The sequence below is a fragment of the Olivibacter sp. SA151 genome (assembly GCF_054130995.1).
The window spans coordinates 1,343,561-1,364,701 of sequence record NZ_CP096391.1 but is presented as its reverse complement, the minus strand read 5'-3'; the positions used below and the strand labels follow the sequence as shown (position 1 = coordinate 1,364,701).

The window sequence follows — 21,141 nt, the reverse complement described above, 5'->3', positions numbered from 1 at the left end:
TCGTACCTAATGATCGAAGAGTTGCTGAATACTGGCTTCCGTGTAACCTATTCCTGCCGTCATGCCCTTTCCTCCAATACAAGTACGGATGTGGATGTCATCTGTTACATTTATTTCCACAATATTCTTCTCAGGGTGTTGCGGGTAATACCCTGCCCAGCTACCGGCGATTTGTTGTACATCGAAATTGACAATACGTTGCGCCTCATTAAGCATCAACCGATTGATGTAAGAACTAATTTGAAAGCCTAAATCATCCACTTGATTCGAATCGGCATATTCATGTGAATCACCTATAATAAAACTTCCGTCAGTTGCCTTTTTGAATAGTATATGAATACCCCATTTTTTAAGTTCAAGATAATGCTCGGGCGTGCCAATTTGGTTAAATGAGGGACAATACATTTCAAAACTTTCATAGCGTCTAATGGTCAATCCTGTCAAAATATTACCTTCCAATTCAACTTTCGGCATTGGAACCGTACGCAGCATCTGTAATTTACTAACCATTTGTCCGCTGGCACTGAAGATATCCGGAAAGAGTAGTTTAAACTCATTGCCATTACAGATCACCAACTTAGCCCCCAAGTAAGATGTGCCATTCGATCTTCTTACGCAAACACCTTCGTTTAATTGCTCGGCACCAATTACCGGTGCATTATAATTAAGTGTTAAATTTTCAAACCGCGATTGCATATAGGCATGTACTCGATGAATCATCTTGTCGGGTTCTAAACTTACTTCTTGAGGAAAAAACAGCGCTTCTTGCACGTAAGACGATCGAATAGCCGGGTATTTTTTCAGCACTTGATCACTGCTCAGCAAATCACAGGCATATCCTACAGTGTCATAATGCGTCTTTAGTTCGTGAATAAGTTGTTGTTCGTCTTTATCAGAAGCAATGTAAACACTTCCATTATTGCGCACCGAAATATCAAATTCTTTCTGGAGTGCTTGATAAACTTCAAGTCCTTTTACACCATACCAAAACCATTGATCCACCATGCCGGAAGGTACGGCCTGACCGAAGTTTCGCACGGTTGCGCCTACAGGGTAGTTATCCTTCTCGAGTAAAAGCACTTTTAATCCTCTCAGAAGCGCATGGTAAGCATGAAAGGTTCCCAAAATACCACTTCCTACAACAATAAGATCAAATTTTGCTTGCATTGTTTTAATCGATAAAAAACCAATTCCATTTATAAGACAATTATAAACATTGTTTATTATAAATAAACAATGTTTATGTTAATTTTTTGTTAAGAATAAAGAACTAAGTCATGTTAATCCGTAGGAACATTGATGTTAATCTGTTTCGGTTAATAATAAATGGTTTCGTATCGGCTCGAGCCATCTTCGTATAAGTCCAATATAGAATATGCGGGCGGGAAATCATCCAAAACGCCATTCCACCAATTCCCCGAAACGGCTCCGCCACAATAATAACAGACACCCAAATAATCCACTTGGTCTACATAATGTACATGGCCGCTGAGCGCAACTTTAACTTTGCCACTTTCCTTGAATATTTTTTTTACGTCCATTACGTCCACGTGTTGATCCCCCCCTGGGAAGCCGAGTTCTTTGGCAGGTTTACGTTGTGCGGCATAAAGTAGGGGAGTAACGGATATAATAGGTACGTGCGAAAAAATCAGTACGTGCATATCTTTCGGTGTATTTGACAACTGATCTTTTAACCATTCGAGTTGCTCTTCTCCAAAAGTATAGCCACCCTTATCAGTTACATAATGAATACTATCCAAGGCAATAAATCGCCATCCCCCCTTATCAAAAGTATAATATTCACCAGGTAATCCCAACTTCTGCTTAACCCATTGTTTTCCATAATACGCATCGTCCTTTGACGTCCCGTATGCTGCATGCTCCGAAGAAAGGTACCAGACATCGTGATTACCGATACAACTTTTGACCGGCAGATGATTGTATTGAATAACTTCATCCCAGGCTGTCCAAAGGTTGGTTACCTCTTCCTTTGTTTTATTATTCATGTCCATAAGTGAATCACCTGTGTTAATAATCAAGTCCGGCTTATCACTTAATGTATTTACATCCTTTAACACTTTGGCAAAGGCAGCTTTTGGATTAGCTTCGTTAAGCAAATGGATATCTGTAAGATGCGCAATCCGCAGTGCCCGTTTTATGTTTTTCTTATTTTTCTCAGCGGCAAAAGCGCTTAGATTGGCAAAAGCAAGTAAAGAAGAAGCCGACAACAAGCCTGCTCCTTTTAAAAAATTTCTTCTTTGATAATTCATGAGAGATAATGAATTTGCTTACTATTTAATCGACCAAATGACATCATTCTGGGTATCAGAACCCTTGAATTGTCGTTGAAGCGCTTCTTTTAAATTCGCTTCGTTGGTACTATATTCCGCAGTTGGATAAGCCCATCTTTTTGGTATTTCATTGTTATTTGCGTTTGCAGGCCCAACACTGAATGTTGGAACTCCTGTGCGTCTCTGTTCAAAGAAGGCCTGTTTTCCGGAGTTTTCGAAGAAGGCTACATATTTTTGTGTTAAAATTTGCCGAAGACCATCTTCATTATTTCCCTTATAGGGATTGCCCGCTAAGAATGTACTGATTTGATCAGCAGGCACACCATAGAATTTCATGGACTCTTCGATACCTAATTTAAAATGTTCCGCAGCGTTGCCTGCCGCCCATCCACGATTAACACCTTCGGCCAAAGCAAATTGAACTTCTGAGGCTCCGAGCTGTATGGCCGGAATACCGGAAGGGGAAGTTACCCAATAATCAAAATTGATCATTGAAAGTTGGCCCTCGGTAGCCTGCTTCAAGAGTGTGCTTTGTAGATCACCGGTTTTTCCTCCCTGAAAAGCGGTAAAAGGATTACCGGGATCAGCACGGAGCCCTTCTGCCGGAAGCGCCTGAATTAGTAAGCGCGGATCTCTGCTTTCCTTTAGAATATCTACATATGTAGCGCCTAACGTATTACGTGCATCTCGCTTAATGACGATACCATCTGAAGGCCATAAAGGATACATGTTGATGGTGTTGTATCGTAACTGAAAATTATCCTGATTGGATAATATAAGCGGAAATTGTGATGGATTGGCTAATAGCTCGGCAAAACGTTCTTTTACACGTAAGTCAGGCGTATCATCCGCACGCTTACTCAAATCCATCAATACCCTCAATTTAAACGAATTCACCAACTTGCGCCACTTATCAATTTGCCCGTCATAAAAAAAGTCGCCTTCTAACGAAGCGCCCCGCGCCGCGTGCGCCTCAAGCTCGGTATTAGCCTCCTCTAGCCAGTTCAACACTTGTGCATATACCGCTTGCTGTGTATCATATTTGGGCTGAAAGTTGTTGTCAGCCTCTCCTTTAATAGCTTCTGACATCGGTATATCACCAAACATGGCAGTTGCCCGGCAAAAAAAATAGGCTTTGAAAAATTTAGCCATACTGAGATAAACAGCACCGAGTTCACCGGCTTTTCGCGCCTCCACTTCCATGCGATTTACGTCGCGGAGTGTGCCATATGCCTCCTCATAGGATCCGGTAGTCCAATTATAAGGCTGCCCGGCATAATAGGCCTCATTCTGCGTCATGTATTGATTGTGACGCTGATCTTGGCTCCAAGGCGCATCGGAAGCACGCATCAATAATCCGGTGAAAATAAGTTTAGGCGCGGGGTCATAAACGGCGGCCGGATCTTTTTGTAGATCTTCAATTTTTTTACAGGCACTCACCATGCAAGCTAGCAGCAAAATGAGCGTTATTGATTGGAAGGTTTTCATTAGTATATTTTTCGGGTCCATGGAAGTATTAGAAAGTTGCATTGAGGTTGATGCCAAAACTCTTGACAGATGGCGTCTGGTAATCAGAACTAGAACCTGTAAACTGATCCAGATCCATATTTTGCGTCCCTTTGCCTGTAAAATAGAACAGATTGCGCCCGACTAAAGAGACACTTGCCGTATCAAAGAACTTGGTCCGTTTGAGAAAGGATGACGGGAAGTTATAGCTCAACACAATCTCTCGCAGCTTTACAAAGGTTCTTTTCTTCGTTGCAATGGGATCGGATTGATAATAATTGGTCGCCCACGCTTGCCATAATACCGGAATATCATTTGGAGCGAAAACACGTGTGTCAGAAATTACATTCCCATCTTGATCGGCATTCAATTGACCGCTGACGATTTTTACGCCGTCCGTCATAACACTACCTTTATACCCGTCCACATCTCGATTTTGCCAGTCCTTTAAACGGTACTCATTGGCAGATTCCGGATGAGTGCCTGATCCCCACTGTTTGGCGTCTTGTACATTCTTTATCAAACCACCAAATCGGCCATCGAACATAAAACTTAAGCTAAAGGCCTTATACTTGAAGGTGTTGTTAACACTGACAGCCCAGTTATTATCGCTGTGTCCTATTTTCGTCATATAAGGATTATAGGCAGGTAGACCGTTTGTCCCTACAATAAGCTTCCCTTCATCATCCCGTTGGAAATCTTTTATATAATAACTGTCCCATCGTTCGCCGACATGGATATTTCCATAACGATTTTGCACGCCGTCAATTTCATGTAACCAGGCATGATTCGTCGAGGCATTGACAAGCACATTCCACGAGAAATTATCACGGGCAATGGGCGTACCATCTACACTTAACTCCAGCCCCTTGCGTAAGAGCGTTAAACCATTTGTCTGTCGAGCACTGACACCCGATGTTAGGGATGTAGCAAGCTCAATAATCCGCGGCCCTTCTAAATTTCTAAAAACAGCTGCATCTACGCCTAGTCGTCCATTAAAAAATCTAGCCTCAAGCCCTAGCTCAAATGTCTTCACACGTTCCGCCAACAAATCAGGATTAGGCAATACACCGGTATAATTAACGCCGGTATAGGTATTTTCCCATCTCCCATAATTACTATAAAAGGGTAACAACTTGTAGATATCGTACTGGGCATCTTCGTCCACAAAATCACTGGCAACGTCGGCGTAAGCACCGCGCACTTTCAAGGATGTTATCGCTTTGGGCATGCTAATCATTTCGGAGATAATAGCACTAAGAGACGCCGATGGATAAAAGTAGGTGTTGTTTTTTAGGGGCATAGTGGATGATTTGTCAACACGCCCGGTCAAACTTAAATACAATAAACTCTTGTAGTCGAGATCAATAAAACCATATACACTTCCAACCTGTCTGGAAGCCCTATCGTTAGTGGCAATGGTAGGCATAACCGAATTACTCAAGTCGTACACTCCCGGTACCGTTAATCCACGGTCAGTCCGTGCAAACAGCGATTTAGCGCTCACGGTTCGCAAGTTCCCGAAAATGGATCCCGTGAAACCAATATCTTCAAAAAACCGGTCTTGATACTTTAAGGACGCTTCCGTATTGTTTTCCCAAAAGGTATCATACGTTTCCTGATAGCCCCCCACTCTACTTCCACCAATAGTGTAGCCATATAAGTTGGCTGATATCGGGATTTTAATTGTGCGATTCCGGTTCCAAGTACTAACACTCGTACGAGCATTGAAAGACAGCTTCTCCGTTAACTTATAGTTCATCATGATATGTCCATAAATATCATCTTTATCATAAGTTCGCAGGTTTTCATAAGCTGTCATCCAAGGGTTATCGTAAATCGTATACTCTCGATTATATTGTTGTACATTCTCTTTGCCCGGTTGCCAATAATTTCGGAGATCATTGATATCGTAATCCGCGCCTCCCCAAAGCGTTAATATATAAATGGGACTTTGCGGACCATAAGCTAAATTCGGATAGTTGGGTGAATATTGTTTATTATAATTGATACTCGCATCAAAGCGAAGCTTACTGCCGGCATTAATACCGCCGGAGAGATTTACGTTGGTTCCTCCTAATTTTGTGTTAGGTGTAGTGCCTTTCTGAAACATCTGGGATGCCGACAATCGGAAATCTCCCCGATCTCCTTTAGTGGAAATAGCCAGGTTATTTGTACTTAATAAACCATTTTCCAGAAACTCCTTTAAATTGTCTTTTCCTTTGGCCGTCCAAGGCAATGGCACCAGTTCGCCGGTTTGCGGGTCAAGCGGACTGTTATACTGTATAATCAGTTGCCCCTCGAAACGCGGCCCCCAAATATTGTAATCATTATCATTAATCCCACCCCCTCTACCGTCTTTAAAAGCATATTCATAATTGGAACCGGGACCGTACGCTGTTTGAATTTTTGGTATCGCATTATAACCGGTCTGTAATTGGGTACTCGAATTAAATTCGACTTGAAAGCCTTTGTCTCGAGCCTTGGCACGTTTTGTAGTAATGACAATCGCACCATTTTGCCCTCTGTTACCATATAGAGCGGCAGCATTAGCGCCTTTCAATACAGAATACGACTCAATATCATCAGGACTTAAATTCCAGGAATCTGTATTAATGGGCATACCATCAACTACAATTAACACATTATTACGCCCTCGTAAAGTAATACCGGGGTTACCGAAGAGATTGGTGCTTGGTGTGATCGTGAGACCGGCAACCCGACCTGCCAAATTGGAAATAGCACTCGGCTCACGCGCTTTTACTAAATCCTGCCCTTTTACTTCCTGAATAGAATAACCAACCGCCTGCTTTTCCTTTTTAATACCTAGTGCGGTAACGACTACTTCATTTAGACCCTGTTGATTAGGTGCGAGGGCAATAATAAGTTCTTTTTTTGTATCGACAATCATACGCTTGGTCAAATAGCCAATAAAGGCAATCTGTAGCGAGTCAGCCGAATTTGCCGAAACATTAAAATTTCCATTTTGATCGGTTGACACCATTTTTCCGGTGCTCATGTTACGAACGGTCGCGCCGGGAATGGTTTCACCGGTCAGCGAATCGGTTACTTTTCCGCTGACTACGGGAGATTGCCCGAAGGAATAGCCATAAAGAACCGTCAACAGGAGTAATAGTATTGATTTCTGCCGTAACTGAGATGAAGGTTGAACTAACATAAACAAACTTTTAACATTAGGTGTTTTTAAACACAACAATATTAAACTTTGTATATTATTAGTAAACTATTTAAATATTAAATTTTGGTTAACTCCAAACATAGACTAGCTAAAAACAAATCAAACTACTAAAAAACAACCATTTAAAGTTATTAAACCGAAAAACAAAGAGTAAAAACCGGCACTTACCGTTACTTAACAATTGTTTATAAAAAAAGCCGTTCTTTGCAGAACGGCTCGGTTTTAAGACAGATTTAGCGGGCTAGTAGCCAGGATTCTGTATTAATTTCGTATTCAATCTCATTTCGCTGGTAGGCACCGGATAAATGCGATAGGTTGGTGCTTGCCCTCCGGGATTAAATCCCCAAGCATCTTCAAATTTACCAAAGCGTATCAAATCATTCCTTCTCCAAGCTTCCCAAGCAAACTCCCTTGCTCGTTCGTTTAGAAGAGTTTCTAAAGTAATACCCATTACTTCATCCGCGCCCACACGCCTACGGATCTTATTTACAAGTACATCTGCCGTTTGTGATTCACCTTTTACGGTGGTTGCCGCGGCACCTCGGAGAATCGCCTCGGCTTTCATTAGATAAACATCCGCCAAACGAAATACCGGCACATCATTGTTAGAATCACGATTGCTGGGATGCGTATTCTTATCGGGGTAGTACTTTATTGAACGTACACCGCGGGCTTTGCCAAGTTCATCATTGCCGACGTCCATCGTAGCTTCCAAACGTAAAGGCATTTCGGGCGTAAATTCCAATTGCCATTGAATTTCTTTCCCTGGGTCCGGCCCGCTATAGCTTGCATCTAAGCCTTTATTGGTTGTTTTGACCAAAATCGGATTACCATCAAAATCTACTTGTTTTCCAGCCAGCCAAGTCTCATTGCGTTTGTCGCCCGCTAGATTAAACAAACGATAGAAATCGGCGATAGTGCTTAAGGCAATACTCGGTCTAAAGGGCAAATCGTATTTGTCTTGTAGAGCTGTATGCAATCCGAATCGTGAGAATTGATTTCCCGGAGCCACATTGGCATCATAAGGCACTGCAAAGATGGTCTCGCTGTTTGGACCATTATCCGGCATGAACAAGCTTGTAAAATCGCTCATAAGTGAAAAATTTGATTCAGTCAGGAGCTTATCAGCGTACGCCACCGATTCTGTATATTTCGGCGTACCCGTATAATATTCGGCGTTTAAGTAAAGTTTCTGCAGCATTACATAGGCTAGCCAACGAGTTGGACGACCATAAGTCAACATACCTGTCTCGACCGATAAATCAGGAACCGCAGCCAACAACTCCGTTTCGATAAAATTAAAGACCTCTGAACGACTTGAAGTAGCTGGTTGTTCGGATGAACCGAAAGCAATCGAAATGGGTACATTTCCATATAAATCCATCATAAAAAAATAGAAAAGCGCTCGCATAGTCCGAATCTCCGCTAGGGTTTGTCTCTTAGAATCACTCTCTACTGCATCTTCGAACAGTGCCAACAGCCGATTACACGTTTGGATACCACCAAAGCCCCATTCCCAAACCGCTTTAATCGTTGGATGGTCCGGATTCCAATTATGTTTATGCAGCATCCTATATTGCCCACCATCATCATAATTCCCATCTCTTGCAGGGATAATAGCTTCATCGGTAGAAAGTTCCTGCATACGCCAATAGTTAACAGCATAACCAGACCTCAGCTGTGTATAAATGGGTCCTGTTGCAGCCACAAAAGCTTCCGGTGTATTTGGAAAATTATCAGGAGTCAGCTCCGACTCAACAGGTACGTCCAGCTTCGTACAGCTTGCAGCTATCATCCCAATAAACATGGCGATTAAAAATATTCTTTTTTTCATCTTGTATATCTTTAGTGCAATACAACCATCATTATTTATCATATTGCTGTCTACTTTATTGAACATTAAATTCCATTAAAAATTCACGTTTAAACCCAACATGAAGGAGCGAGTTTTGGGGTAATAATTGCGATTATCAATTCCCGGCTCTATCCCACCCATGCTAATCTCAGGGTCAATTCCTCGATAATTTGTAATAACAAACAAGTTATTAGCACCCACATATATTCGAATCATACTTTTGTCCTTCTTAAAGTTATAACCTAAGGTCGCGTTATCTAAACGCAGATAACTCCCGCTCTCAACAAAACGATCCGACAGCAAATAGGCATTGTTATCATTAATAGGCTCCTGCTCATCTAAGGTAAACTGTGGTATATTCGTTTGCGTAGCATTATTAGGCGCATTCATATCGGCTAGGGTTGCATTGATAATTTTATTACCGGTAACTCCGCGGAGAAAGAAATTTAAGTCAAAACTCTTATACTTAAAGGTATTGTTCCAACCATAAATCAGTTTAGGTTGCGCATTACCGATATAATAAAAGTCGTTTGACGTTGGTGCAGTTGTTAAGTTCCCATCTTTATCATAGAACTGCGATACACCCTCGGCGTTCTTTCCGGCATAACGCCATGTATAGATGGAACCCAATGCATAACCTTCTTGTACACGCTGCGAAGCATTCCCCGATTGTCCTCTACCTCCTAAGTAAGCGGTTTGTATCAGCGGCAATTCAAAATTATCATTGCTCAGTGATGTCATTTTATTGCGGTTATGCGCCAGATTAATAGCTGTTGTCCAGCTAAAACCATTTCGGTTAACCGGAGTAGCCTGCAAAGCGAGCTCGATTCCTTTATTGGACATTTCACCGGCATTAGCTGTCAATTCAGGTACAAAATATTGCGTAGCTGATACGGGATAAGTCCATAGCAAATCGGAGGTACGCTTGTCATAAACATCCACCGAACCGGAAAGTTTATTGTTAAACAAACCAAAATCCAACCCGATATTAAGTGTAGCTGTTCGTTCCCACTTTAAATCGGGGTTTTCATTTTGGAAAGGTCCAATCGCATTAACGAAGCGACCGTTATAATAAAAACGCCCTGTACCTGCATAAAGGAATCTGGATGTAAACACGTTGAATCCTTGTGAATTGCCGGAAACGCCGTAACCGGCACGTAATTTCAGGCTACTGACAACCGGTAATGCTTGCATAAACGCCTCCTGATCAATTAACCACCCTAAGGATACCGCTGGAAACAAACCCCATTTATTGTTTTCGCCAAAGGCGGATGATCCATCTCTTCTTAAGCTGGCTTGTAATAGATACCGGCCTTTATATTGGTAGTTTGCCCTACCGTAAAAAGAAATGAGTCTTAATGTCTGAATTCGCTTGGTACCATAATCGACCGGTATTTCGTTTGAATCGCCCAAACCCGGGTTGTTATAAGACAAACCATCCGTCACAAATCCCTGGTTAGTAGTTTGAAAACCATCTCCTAAACGATCCTCTTGCCAAGAATAACCAGCTAACAGTTTTACGCCATGCTCACCGAAGCTACGATTGTAATTAAAGAACGACTCCAGGATTTTTTTTGTATTACTAACGGTATTTCGGATAACGCGTCCGTTTAGATTCTGCGCTAATCCTGAAAATCGGTTATAATAGACATTGCTGTCAATCCGTTCATCTTGATAAGACACATTGGTGGTAAAATCGAATCCTTCGAGAATAGTTACTCTCGCACCACCGCTGGCTAAAAACACCTTTGTTTTTTGACGGATATCGTTATTGTCAATCAACGAAACAGGATTCAAATAGCCGCGAGTTACTGAAAAGTCTTCGGTATAAGAGCCATCCGGTTGTTTTACAGCAACTGTTGGCAAATAGGTCAGCATATTGCTGTATACCTCATTGGGCACCAACTTACTATCTGTGTTACTATTGGTAATATTTAAGTTGAGCTTTAAGCGATCGTTAAAAGCGTGTTGTTCCATATAACCTCGCACAATAAATCGTTCCATGGAAGTGCCTTTAATAACCCCTTGATTATTTAAGTAATTTACGCTGGCACCATAGGAAGAGTTTTGACCACTTCCACTAAACGACAGATTGTGATTATGGGAAATACCTGTGCGGCTTACCTCTTCTTGCCAATCCGTATTGCTCCCATCATCTTGGGCAGCCGTTTTACCATTTTCACCAAGGTAGGCACGCAAATCTTCACCACTTAACATGTCAATGGTGTTGGAAATCTGCTCGGCTGCCACATAGGTACTATAAGAAAGCCGGGTGGCACCCGCCTTAGCTTTCTTAGTGGTAACCATAATTACACCATTAGCTGCCCGAGAGCCGTAAATGGCTGTGGAAGCCGCATCCTTCAATACGTCAATGCTTTCGATATCATCCGGCGCTACCAAATCAATGGAAGCACCCGGCACCCCATCAATTACATAAAAAGGCTCTTGCGACCCTGCGCGCAAAGTAGTAGGGCCTCGAAGAATTACCGCGGGTTTTTCATTTGGATTACCACTTCGGGTGATGTTTAAGCCCGCAACTTTACCTTGTAATAACTGCCCGGGCGTACTAAAAACCCCGGCGTTGAACTCTTCGCTACTTACCGAGGTAATTGACCCGGTAATTTCGCGCTTGCTACTTGTACCATACCCAACAATAACGACCTCACCTAAACCTGTTGCTTCTTCTTGCAGTTTAACACTTAATGTTACCTGTTTTCCTGCACTCAGCTGATAATTCCGCAGTGTGTCCGATTGATAGCCTATATAGCTAAAGACAAAGTCATAAGGACCTCCAAGCGGCATCTGCATGAATTGAAATAGTCCTTTCTCAGATGTGCTCGCTTGAAAACTCTTTCCACTACTTTGATTAATGGCCTTCACGCTTACCCCAATAAGCGGTTGGCCCAGCACGTCCTGCACGATACCTGATACCATGGGTTGCCCCTGCCGCGCATAAACATGCTGACAAAGCACACAGGTAATCAGCAAAATGCTTGTTTTTAGTTGCTTTAATACATTCATTTTGAAATTAATTTAATTAAGTGTTTGATATGGTTATGGTATTTGTGTTTTCCCTTTATGGATAGTAAATCTGTTGCCCTGATTTGGTTCTAGTGTTAGTCCGTTTAACAAACAAATATTTGCCAACACATTATCAATCGGTTCGAGCTGCATATTAATTTCGCCGGTATAGCTTATATGTTCAATTTTAAGCTTCGGCTCAAGTACGATCTCCACTTGATAATTTTCAGCCAACACTTGCAGCACTTCATTCAATTGCATCTTATTGAAATGGAGCGTAAAGCCGCTTTTCTCGAAAGAACGCATTTCATTGTCCTTATTCCGCTTAGAAACAAGCGTAACCGGAATTTCTCGTTGTCTCAAGCGGTTAAAGGTGAAATGTTGACCAGGTAATAAAATTTTCTTCCGAAAGTTTTTTGATAATTGCAAAGGCTCTATTTGAATTTTGCCCGTATGCAGTTTCACATAGGTGTTTTCTCCTTTGCCCAACGTGTTAATGGTAAACGAAGTACCCAGTACGGTTGTTTTCAATCCTCCTGCGTAAACACGGAAAGGTTTCTGTTCATCTTTTGCGACTTCAAAAAAGGCCTTACCACTTAGAAATAACGCTCTTTCTCCGTCATTAAATTTCTCTAAATGCTTTGCGGAACTATGTGCATATAATACCATCCATGAAGAATCCGGTAAGCGCACACGGACCGCCTTTTTTGTTGTATTGTTATAAATTTTCCATTGCGGTACAGTGTTGAGCGATGCTACCTGCGGTTTCTGTTTTTTTTCGGTAGTCGACGATATATAGGATCGCCAAAGAACAATCACCGTTAGCAAAAGCAAGAAAGTAGCTGCGGCCGCATATATACCCGGCCAATACACCTGTAGGCGCTTATTGACACGAGACGAATCATGTTTTTGCAATCTGTTGGATATAGAAGCAAATAGCTGATCTGACTTCTCTTGTCCAAGTTCCTCCGGTGACCGGAAGGTCTCCCATTCTCGTTCGGTAAAGTATCTTTTTATCGAACGTGTTGGCCAACGCCATATAGATCGTCTGATATCTTGTTTTCCCTTCATATACAAACAATACGTTTGCCGGAAGGGAGTCCCTTGATACTTAACAATTATTTAACATTAGTATGAACAGCTATTTCAATTCAGGTAAATCAAAGGAACAGGGTATACATATATTGCTTTAACCGATTCAATACTTTTGTAATATGCCCTTCTACGGTTTTCATAGAAATGCCCATCATTTCGGCGATTTCTTTATGACTCAACCCCTTCTCTCGGCTTAGGTTAAATATAAGTCGACGAATCTGTGGCATATCGGACAGCTGGTTATCAAAAAGCCGGATTAAATCTTTAGCTTCTATTGCTTGGACGAGGTTATCGGTAAAGGGCGTAGCTGCGCAAACCCCTTCATGCTTAGTGCGCGTTGCTTCCTTGCGTAGCTCATCAATCATAACTTGACGGGCCATATGAAACAACTGCAACGAAAGATCTATATGACCATTAACAGCTGTACGGCATTGCCAGAGCTTAATAAAAGTAAGCTGCACGACTTCCTCCGCCAGAAAGTCCGAATTCGTCTTTTTTTTAATGAAGAAATAAAGCTGTTGATGGTATTGCTTATAAACAGCATTAAAGGCGGTCCAGTCGCCTTGCTTTAGCTCTTCCGTTAACTGCATGGCCTCAAAATTAAAATGCCACTTTTAGCTCAACCCTTATTATATGTTAAGCTTTCATTAAAGGCATCGTTCGGTTTATAATTGGTGGTGCTTCTTAAAAATTGTATATGATAAAAACGGCTTAGCAAGCTCTGTATATATTTACCAAAATCTAGCGTAAATGACGGATAGTAATAAAATAGTAGTAATACTTAAAATAATAGTAGACGGCTCCAGCTTAAACATCGCTTTGTCAAGTGAAAAGGCTTTTGGACTGATTTTCGGGCCGGCTAAACTTACACCTATCATGACAAGTACCGTCGTAAAGAAAGACCAACCTAAACATATAAAAAAGGGTATCTCATACACGCCTTCGGAGTTTTTAAAAGCTGAATATAACCATGTTTCAGGTCCTAGCAGGGGTACCGCCAATTGGTTAAAGAAAATAGAAGCAGCAAAACCGGTTAATATACCGACTACAGCGGCCGCGCCACTGGTACGCTTCCAAAACATACCCAACAAAAAGGTGGCCAACACACCGGGACTGATAAAGCTTGAATATTTTTGCACAAAAGTATAGCCACCCTCTCCACTTATACCTAACAGATCATTCCAAGTAAACGCAATACTTAAAAGCATCGCAACAACGACAGCAATACGACCCGTTCTCACCATACGCTCTTCGTCAGCACGTTTATTCAAATACTTCTTATATACGTCCATGGTAAATATGGTGGATATGCTATTAGCCTTTCCCGCCAATGAAGCTACAATAGCAGCGGTTAAGGCCGCCACCGCCAGCCCCTTTAGCCCGGCAGGCAGAAATGTCAATATAGACGCATAGGCAGCATCTTTATTCTGTCCTTCCATAGCAGGCAGCATGCCATTTTTGTATAATACATAAGCAATGATTCCAGGCAACATAACAATAACCGGCATTAAAATTTTAAGCAAACTGGCAAATAAGATTCCCGTTCGCGCGGTTTTTAGATCTGCCCCTAAGGCTCGTTGCGTAATATACTGATTGCAACCCCAATAGTTTAAGTTACTGATCCACTGACCCGCTGCATACATACCAAATGCCGGTAGGATTAAATATTTGTCAACATACTCTTGTGGGGCCCCGGCGGTAGGTTTTTTAAACATTAAATGGAAATGATCCGGAGCCTGCTGCAGCAAGACATTAAATCCAGCGAAGGCGTTTTTTCCCAATCCGAAATTCTGGCTTACAATGGTTAAAGCCATATAGGTGGTTGCTAAGCCTCCTATTATTAGCACGGCAACCTGTATCGCGTCGGTATAGCCGATCACCTTCATGCCTCCTAGGGTGATGAAAATGGCAAACAAAGCTAACACCATCATAATTTCGTGAAAATAAGCACCGCCCAACAGTCCATTGATCGCTAGCGCACCTAAGTACAGGATGGAAGTTAGGTTAACAAACACATAAAGAAATAGCCAGAAAATCGACATAATAAGCGCTACTTGCTCATTGTAGCGCATCGTTAAAAACTGGGGCATGGTATAAATCCTGTTCTTGATATAAACAGGCATTAAAAAGATCGCTACCAATATTAATACGGCCGCCCCCAACCATTCATAGATAGCTACGGCAATACCGGCAAAGAAACCGTCACCACTCATTCCTATAAACTGTTCGGCTGAAATATTGGAAGCAATGATGGATGCGCCAATGGCCCACCATGTAAGTGATCCTTCTGCCAAAAAGAAATTTTTGGTACTATTTGCTTCGTTTTTCTTCTTTTTCTTATAAATCCAATATCCGTATGAAACAATTATTACCAAGTAGAAAGCAAATACGAGATAATCCCAAAAAATGAGTTGATTTGGCATGGATAGCGTTAAATAATTTGGATGAATAAGTTCTAAGAGGTTCAATTTCTTTCCCTCATCCTATCCAATGCCCGTTGTTTAGAGGGGCATTGGACAGGATGAGGGACGGTCATTTTTGTCTCTTCACTATTGTCAAAGACAAACATATAGAAATTGGATTGATATTACAATGATGGCGCTGCCATAATTATCGCACAACAGCTAATTTATAACTTCAGCTTTGGCGGCAAATACTTGGCTACCAGGTCTTCATAATAGGGTTTTAGTTCCTTCCAATTAGGGGGTACCGGACTTTTGGAATATAAATCGTACGGATTAAATAAGTTAACCCAATAGAACATCTCCTGATCATGTTTATTCAGCAAGTGATCATAGGCATGCTCTCGATGCTGTGCATAGAATGAATGATAACGTAACATGTACAAAGCGCTTTCGGGCAAATAGTCTTTCATCATCTGATAGATGTATTCGTCATGTCCCCAGGAGAGTTGCACCTGATCTAACCCACAATTGGGTTCGTAAATACCATATTTGGTATTAAACGTCTCGTTTTGAGAATCGGGGTTATATTTAAAAAACTCCGAATAGACAATTTTATCCGAAAAAGCGCAACCTACCGGAAATGTATCACCGACAACAGCCCATTGTGGCTCGCCGAATAGACAGAGTACTTTTCCCAAATCGTGAAAGAGCCCCGTTAGCACCATCCAATCGGGATGGCCATCTGCTCGGATCGCTTCCGAAGTCTGCAACAGATGTTGAAACTGATCCAAATCGGTATCGGGATCTGAATCGTCTACCAATTGATTTAAGAAATCAAAGGCTTCCCATATCGGCATCTCCTTTTTGTTGAATTGCAAGAATTCCTTCTTTTTGTTTTCAACAAACTCAAAAGTTTGATACGTATGATTTAACCGATAAAATTCTTTCACACTATCGCGAGCCGGTTCTTCGTAATTTCGATATTCCTCTTTTGTCTTTGCCGTAGCGATCGTGTCGGGATCGGGGTAACGACGCAGCAGATCATCCTCCCAATGTTCTAAATCTGTAAGTGGGTTATGATTAACCATTGAATTCGTTTGATTGTTCATAATATTAGTTGTTAGCTGTTTGTTATTGGTTACTCGTTATTAGTTGTTAGTTATTAGTTGTTAGTTATTAGTTGTTAGTTGTTAGTTGTTAGTTGTTAGTTATTAGTTGCTTGTTATTGGTTATTCGTTGTTGGTTATTGACTATTAGCCATTGTCGTTGATATTAAGCAAAGTCCTTACCAAAGAGCAACTTTATATCTCAACTATTTTGCTATTAAACTACTCAACGAAGCATCGTTTACCCAAATTTGCAATATTTCCTTTAGGATAAATCGCTTTTGATTAGATATATTTACTTAATCGTTTACGTAAAACCAATTATATAAAGCATAGATATGGCAACCATCGGGATGAAGGAACTGGCAAGGGAACTGAAATTATCAACTGCAACGGTTTCTAAAGCACTTCGCGATAGCTATGACATCAGTGAGGAAACAAAACAACGGGTTTTAAAACTAGCTCGCGAGTGGAATTATATTCCGAATGCCCACGCCAGTAGCTTACGGGGCAAAAAAAGTAAAACTATTGCTGTTGTTATCCCCGAAGTGGCCGATAGTTATTTCGCACAAGCTATTAATGGTGTAGAGACAGTAGCCCAAAAGGAAGGCTTTCATGTACTGGTTTATTTAACCCACGAACAAGTTGAAAAAGAAAATCTCATTTTAAAAGAGCTTTTAAACGGGCGTGTCGATGGTATTCTTATTTCAGTAACGAGTCAAAGTCAGGATGTGACCGCTGTAAACAAACTCAAACAAGCGGGCATTCCCGTAGTATTTTTTGACCGTGTTTTAGAGGGCGTTGGTGATGGACAAATTATCACGAATGATTTTGAAGCAAGTTATAAATTAACAGCACATTTAATAGAACAGGATTGTAAAAACATCGCCTTTCTTCTTTTCTCTGAGTCACTGAATATTAGCACGCAACGCATGAATGGCTATAAAAGCGCGCTTCATCAATACGCCCTTAGTCTACAAGACAAAAATCTCTTAATATGTACAAATCAAGATGAGGAAAACCGAAAAGCCATCCATCAACTGCTACAGGCAGAGAGTCGTCCTGACGCTATTATTGCCTCTGTTGAAAAACTCATTCTCCCTACTTATTTGGCCTGCGCTGAACGCAACCTAGTTATTCCCAACGATATAAAAGTAGCCGCCTTTTCTAATTTGATGCATGCAAGCATCCTTAATCCGGCCATCACGACCATTACTCAACCCGCTTTTGAAATGGGAAAAGTAGCTGCGGAATTGCTATTGAAGGCATTAAAAGGAAAGCCTATCGATCAGGACGAGTCCAAAATAGTGCTACCTTCTATCTTGGAAATCCGAACTTCTTCCAAGTTGTTTTTGTAGCTGGAATTCAGCATTCACAGGAGGGATAATTTTTTTTAAAAAAAAGTATACTATTTTAGTAGACTTTTTATATATTTGTTCCGTATTCAATTTGTCTTCTCTTCTCATATATATTAGGTTTTATAATTGGTTAGCTCAGCGTATCTGCCCATCGGATGCGCTGATTTTTTAAAACCGTAACGAACCACTTAGGCGTAATCTAAAGTTATTTGATCTTTCTTGTAACGGTTAATAGAGCAGTGATAGCTACGTCATCCCAAAGCAATAAACAAAGAAATCACTTTGTTTATTGCTTTGAGAACTTAACTTTGCGGTAAATACCCTTATTAAAGAGGGTGTTCTCAAATAAACTGGTACGCCATGAAGACGATAGAAAATAATGCTTTTTACTTTTATTGGGTTACGTTGCAAATCATGTATGCCAATATGAAATAATTGTAAGATTTATGAACAGCATAGAGAATGTAGCCAATAAAATACAAACATTGGATATTAAATCAATGAATTTAATGGACTATAAACCGACCGTCAAATTCAAAGATTTTGATCTAGCTCCTTACCTTTATAAAGGCTTAATTCTTAAAGAAAAAGAGTTTAAGGAAAACATGGAACGTGTTGACTGGTCGGTTTATAAGGGTACAGCGGTATCTCTGTTCTGTGCTATTGACGCAATTATCCCACAATGGGTTTACATGTATATAGCCGCTAAGCTGAGCAGTTTCACCGATCTCATTTCCTGCAAACATCAACGTGAGTACCTGATGGATTTATGGATAGAAGAAATAAAGAAGAATGATTTTGAATATCTCAGGGGTCAAAAAGTAGTTTTAAAAGCCAATCCCCAAATTCCGGAAGCTATTTATATTGGTGCCACCAACATTTTGCTTACTTACCGTGTTAAAGCTTTAATGTATGGTGAAATCGGCATGCCCAAAGTTGTATTCAAACAAATTGATTAAACATGAATGTGTTAATATTTAACGGAGCCCTGGAAAAACGGAACACGGGTACTTCCAAAACCATCAGTAATTACTTTCACAACCGGCTAACGGATGCAGGAGCTGTGGTCACGGAATTTAATCTTGCTGATGCCGGCATTCCTTTTTTTGATCTCAGTCTTGTCAACATACCACAATCGGTGAAAATCATGACAGGTATTTTCACGGAGGCCGATGCCCATATTTGGCTGACTCCTTTATATCATGGCGGTATGACCGGTATTATGAAAAATTGCTTGGATTGGCTGGAAATAAGCAGTAAAGCAAATCCACCATATCTCACCAACAAAACAGTCGGACTGGTATGCTGGGCTAGCGGTGGCCACGCCATGCAGGGTATTAATGCGATGGATGCAGTTGCCAAGTCGCTTCGCGCTTGGACACTGCCCTATACGATCCCCGTTGTACGAAACGATCTTTTCCATACTGATGGAAACTTACACCCGCTATATAAAGAAAAATTTAATCTGATGAGCCGCTTATTATTGGAATCGTCACATAGTATTTCTGCCCGCCCGTAAGTGGCGGGAGATCACGACATGCAAATACGTTAGTGGATCTCGCATAAACTCGTTAAAATACTATTTCATAGTAGCCAATTTTTCCAACAGTAAGTAACGATCTCGGTGTTTTTCTTTTATCGCTTCGGAAACCGTATCGACGTGCATAATGGTTGCAGCGTTGCCCTGCTGGATAGCCGGCCAGGCAGGCACCCCTAAACCATTTGGATCGCCGGATTTAATAAAATTAGCAAAATAAGCCTGCAATACCGCTGATACTTTATAATCGTCGGCTTGCCAGTCGTAAACCCTATTGGTTGGCAAATTGCCTAGTGCGTATTCTATTTCAGCAGAATGCACCGCTCCTTTTGACAGTGGTATCCGCTGTTTTTTTGCCTCTCCCCCTTTTATCACCCCGCCGGCCAAACCAGCTACCGCGTCGCCCATTTCCGCGCGCATTGCCGGCCTGGGTCTTGCATAAAGATAGCGATATACCGGGTTTTCTCCTGTTTGGCTGTGTAAATCTGACCAACGCCAAGTGCCGTAGGCAATAAATTGATCGCCCGCAAAATCAGTTGCTACCCGCTCTACATCCTCATCCGTATCTATCTTATAAACAGCAAGCAAGGCTTCGGCATCTTCTCCGAATCGCTCTCTAACAACTTTTGTGAAGTTCTCCTTAGTTGGCTGCAAACTCCCTAGCAAGGCCCGATAGTTCATTTCTTCCGAATTCCATCCCACTAATAGAGGCACCTTAGCCTGTTCTCCGTCCTTGAAAACATCCGCCGGATTTTTTTGGAATAAATAACCATCGATGTTCACACCAAAATTTGCATCCGGACGAGCAGTCGCTTCTAATAGCTTATCCGCCGAAAGTGCTCGTAAAGCCTCTAATGACGGAGCGCCTATTGCTGATGCAAAGGCTATACCTTTCTTTTCAGATTCAGCTAGAGTGGGTAAAGGTCGGTTGCCAAGCAGCGAACCGCTTTCACCGATTGCTGCTCGAAAGAGCCCTTTTGATAAAGGTGAAGCCATTTGAGCACTGACTGAAAAAGACCCTGCGGACTCACCCGCGATCGTTACCTTATTCGGATCGCCGCCAAAAGCAGCTATATTCGCTTGTACCCATTTTAAGGCCGCATATTGGTCCAGTAAACCGTAATTTCCTGAAGCCTTAAAAGGAGACTCTTTACTTAGCTCAGGATGGGAAAAGAACCCGAATATATTTAAACGATAATTAACAGTGACTGCCACAATACCTTGCCGAGCCATGCTTTCCCCGTCATACCGCGGTTCTGAACCATCGCCTGCCATCAATCCGCCGCCATAGAAATATACCAATACCGGCAGTTTCTCCTGAAAAGTTTTCGTAGGCGTCCATACATTTAAGTAAAGACAGTCCTCACTCATGCCATTTGATCGGAAATTCATGTCACCGAATATTGGGCGTTGCATGGCACGTGGGCCGAATTTATCGGCTTTCCTTACACCTTGCCATTTTTTCACGGGCTGTGGTTCACGCCAACGTAAAGGACCTATGGGAGGGGCTGCAAAAGGAATCCCTTTGAAAACATAAACTCCCGACTCATTAACGCCTTCCAACACACCGTCTCTAGTGCTGACTTGCAACTCTTGTGCATTCAATCTATCTTCGACAAGCACACCGGCGATACTGAAAATTAACATAAAAGTAAATGCTAAAAGCTTCATGGCAATATTGATCAGTTTGTAGGAGTGCAATTTAGTTAATATATGCTAAAGCTCAAACGAAAAATCGCAGCTACCAGCCCTTCAAGCTTAATGTACC

General features: G+C 41.6%; 14 protein-coding genes. 3 read left to right on the top strand and 11 right to left on the bottom strand.

What is annotated here, in order from left to right; all coding sequences use genetic code 11:
* Positions 1 to 6: 6 nt before the first annotated feature.
* The 10 genes from M1D52_RS05235 to M1D52_RS05190 all read right to left on the bottom strand — a co-directional run bounded on the left by M1D52_RS05235 (position 7) and on the right by M1D52_RS05190 (position 16,481).
* A complete protein-coding gene (locus M1D52_RS05235) occupies positions 7 to 1,167 on the bottom strand; it encodes a TIGR03364 family FAD-dependent oxidoreductase (protein ID WP_377610262.1) in 1,161 nt (386 codons plus the stop codon).
* A 149-nt stretch (positions 1,168 to 1,316) separates the two neighbouring features.
* On the bottom strand, positions 1,317 to 2,270 hold the full coding sequence (locus M1D52_RS05230) for a metallophosphoesterase family protein (protein WP_130857998.1): 954 nt from the start codon (positions 2,268 to 2,270) through the stop codon (positions 1,317 to 1,319).
* A gap of 21 nt (positions 2,271 to 2,291) precedes the next feature.
* On the bottom strand, positions 2,292 to 3,779 hold the full coding sequence (locus tag M1D52_RS05225; RefSeq protein ID WP_437394428.1) for a SusD/RagB family nutrient-binding outer membrane lipoprotein: 1,488 nt from the start codon (positions 3,777 to 3,779) through the stop codon (positions 2,292 to 2,294).
* A 28-nt stretch (positions 3,780 to 3,807) separates the two neighbouring features.
* A complete protein-coding gene (locus M1D52_RS05220; RefSeq protein ID WP_437394429.1) occupies positions 3,808 to 6,975 on the bottom strand; it encodes a SusC/RagA family TonB-linked outer membrane protein in 3,168 nt (1,055 codons plus the stop codon).
* Positions 6,976 to 7,237: 262 nt separating this feature from the next.
* Positions 7,238 to 8,830, bottom strand: coding sequence for a RagB/SusD family nutrient uptake outer membrane protein (locus M1D52_RS05215; RefSeq protein ID WP_437394431.1), 1,593 nt, complete (start codon positions 8,828 to 8,830; stop codon positions 7,238 to 7,240).
* Positions 8,831 to 8,905: 75 nt separating this feature from the next.
* Positions 8,906 to 11,872: a SusC/RagA family TonB-linked outer membrane protein gene (locus tag M1D52_RS05210; RefSeq protein ID WP_437394433.1), complete on the bottom strand. Its 2,967-nt coding sequence runs from the start codon at positions 11,870 to 11,872 to the stop codon at positions 8,906 to 8,908.
* 33 nt (positions 11,873 to 11,905) lie between these two features.
* Positions 11,906 to 12,943 carry a FecR family protein gene (locus M1D52_RS05205; RefSeq protein ID WP_437365435.1) on the bottom strand — a complete coding sequence of 346 codons (1,038 nt, stop codon included), beginning with the start codon at positions 12,941 to 12,943 and terminating at the stop codon, positions 11,906 to 11,908.
* 89 nt (positions 12,944 to 13,032) lie between these two features.
* Positions 13,033 to 13,557, bottom strand: coding sequence for an RNA polymerase sigma factor (locus M1D52_RS05200; protein ID WP_013663512.1), 525 nt, complete (start codon positions 13,555 to 13,557; stop codon positions 13,033 to 13,035).
* A gap of 141 nt (positions 13,558 to 13,698) precedes the next feature.
* The gene (locus M1D52_RS05195; RefSeq protein WP_013663513.1) at positions 13,699 to 15,390 is read right to left on the bottom strand and encodes a sodium:solute symporter family transporter; all 1,692 of its coding nucleotides are present in this window, start codon (positions 15,388 to 15,390) and stop codon (positions 13,699 to 13,701) included.
* A 206-nt stretch (positions 15,391 to 15,596) separates the two neighbouring features.
* The gene (locus tag M1D52_RS05190) at positions 15,597 to 16,481 is read right to left on the bottom strand and encodes an inositol oxygenase family protein (RefSeq protein ID WP_130857993.1); all 885 of its coding nucleotides are present in this window, start codon (positions 16,479 to 16,481) and stop codon (positions 15,597 to 15,599) included.
* Positions 16,482 to 16,816: 335 nt separating this feature from the next.
* Here M1D52_RS05190 and M1D52_RS05185 point away from each other — a divergent pair, with 335 nt between their 5' ends.
* From M1D52_RS05185 to M1D52_RS05175, 3 genes are all read left to right on the top strand, one after another.
* Positions 16,817 to 17,836, top strand: a complete 1,020-nt coding sequence (locus tag M1D52_RS05185; protein ID WP_130857992.1) for a LacI family DNA-binding transcriptional regulator — start codon at positions 16,817 to 16,819, stop codon at positions 17,834 to 17,836.
* 446 nt (positions 17,837 to 18,282) lie between these two features.
* Entirely contained in the window at positions 18,283 to 18,795 is a 513-nt protein-coding gene (locus M1D52_RS05180; RefSeq protein ID WP_013663516.1) for a DUF2480 family protein, read from the top strand.
* A gap of 2 nt (positions 18,796 to 18,797) precedes the next feature.
* Entirely contained in the window at positions 18,798 to 19,355 is a 558-nt protein-coding gene (locus tag M1D52_RS05175; protein ID WP_130857991.1) for an NADPH-dependent FMN reductase, read from the top strand.
* Between the two features lie 60 nt (positions 19,356 to 19,415).
* On the opposite strand, the gene M1D52_RS05170 is transcribed toward M1D52_RS05175, so the two are convergent.
* Positions 19,416 to 21,044 carry a carboxylesterase/lipase family protein gene (locus tag M1D52_RS05170; RefSeq protein ID WP_437394435.1) on the bottom strand — a complete coding sequence of 543 codons (1,629 nt, stop codon included), beginning with the start codon at positions 21,042 to 21,044 and terminating at the stop codon, positions 19,416 to 19,418.
* Between the last annotated feature and the right edge of the window lie 97 nt (positions 21,045 to 21,141).